We start from the raw sequence: 1,393 nt of genomic DNA, 5'->3' as shown, positions 1-1,393 counted from the left end.
CGGTGTGGGCCGGCCTCCAGCCGAGCTCGCGCTGGAGCTTCGTACTGTCGATGGCGTAGCGGCGGTCGTGGCCGGGGCGGTCGGCGACCCAGTCGAAGTCCTCGGGGTCGCGCCCCATGGCCTCGAGGATCATGCGCAGCACGGTGATGTTGTCCCTCTCGCCGTCGGCGCCGATGAGGTAGGTCTCCCCCATGCGGCCCTTGGTCAGGATGTCCCAGACGGCGCTGGAGTGGTCCTCGGTGTGGATCCAGTCGCGGACGTTCTCGCCGCGGCCGTAGAGCTTGGGGCGGACGCCGTCGACGATGTTCGTGATCTGCCTGGGGATGAACTTCTCCACGTGCTGGTAGGGGCCGTAGTTGTTGGAGCAGTTAGAAATCGTGGTGCGAAGGCCGTAGGTGCGGGTCCAGGCGCGGACGAGCATGTCGGAGCTGGCCTTGGTCGAGCTGTACGGGGAGGACGGCCTGTAGGGCGTCTCCTCGGTGAACTTGGCCGGGTCGTCGAGCGCCAGGTCGCCGTAGACCTCGTCGGTGGAGACGTGGTGGTAGCGGACGCCGTGCTTGCGGACGGCCTCCAGAAGGCGGAAGGTGCCCTCCACGTTGGTGCGCAGGAACGGCTCGGGGTCGGCGATGGAGTTGTCGTTGTGGCTCTCGGCGGCGTAGTGCACGATCGCGTCGTGGCCCGGGACGATCCTATCGAGCAGCTCAGCATCGCAGATGTCGCCCACGACGAGTTCGACGCGGTCCGAGGGCAGCCCCGCGATGTTCTCGGGGTTGCCGGCGTAGGTCAGCTTGTCCAGGACGGTGACGTGCACCCCGGGGTGGTTGTCCACGACGTAGTGCACGAAATTGCTGCCGATGAAGCCGCAGCCGCCCGTGACGATGATGTTCCTGGGCTCGAAGAGCTCTTCAGACATATTTCTATCTCCCATTGGATCGGATTAGTACTCGCGCGGGCTGTTGACGATCTCGCCGGCGGCGACCTTCTTCAGGTGCTGCCCGTAGACCGACTTGCCGTAGGCCTTCGCTGCCTCCTCCAGCTCGGCGGTCGTGATCCAGCCGTTCTCCCAGGCGATCTCCTCGGGCACGGACACGGGCAGGTCCTGGGAGTGCTCCACGGCGCGGACGAACTCCGCGGCCTCGTGCAGGCTCTCCATGGTGCCGGTGTCCAGCCACGCGTAGCCGCGGCCGAGGGTGACGACGGACAGCGTCCCCTCCTCCAGGTACATCTGGTTGAGCGTGGTGATCTCCAGCTCGCCGCGCGCGGACGGCTTGACCTCGTGCGCCTTGGCGGCGACGTCGCCCGGGTAGAAGTACAGGCCGGTGACGGCGTAGCTGGACTTGGGCTCGGCGGGCTTCTCCTCGATGGAGACGGCCCTGCCCCGCGCGTCGAACTC

General features: G+C 67.0%; 2 protein-coding genes. Both read right to left on the bottom strand.

Features of this window, described 5'->3' with window-relative positions; genetic code table 11:
• On the bottom strand, positions 1–913 hold a 913-nt coding region (gene rfbB / locus DXA43_RS09795; RefSeq protein ID WP_117807050.1), incomplete at its 3' end, for a dTDP-glucose 4,6-dehydratase.
• Between the two features lie 24 nt (positions 914–937).
• Positions 938–1,393 (bottom strand): sugar nucleotidyltransferase (locus DXA43_RS09790; RefSeq protein ID WP_255413625.1); only part of this gene is annotated, 456 nt, incomplete at its 5' end.

The sequence above is a fragment of the Collinsella sp. OF02-10 genome (genome assembly GCF_003463445.1).
Classification (GTDB): domain Bacteria; phylum Actinomycetota; class Coriobacteriia; order Coriobacteriales; family Coriobacteriaceae; genus Collinsella.
This window is presented reverse-complemented; position numbering and strand designations above follow the sequence as displayed.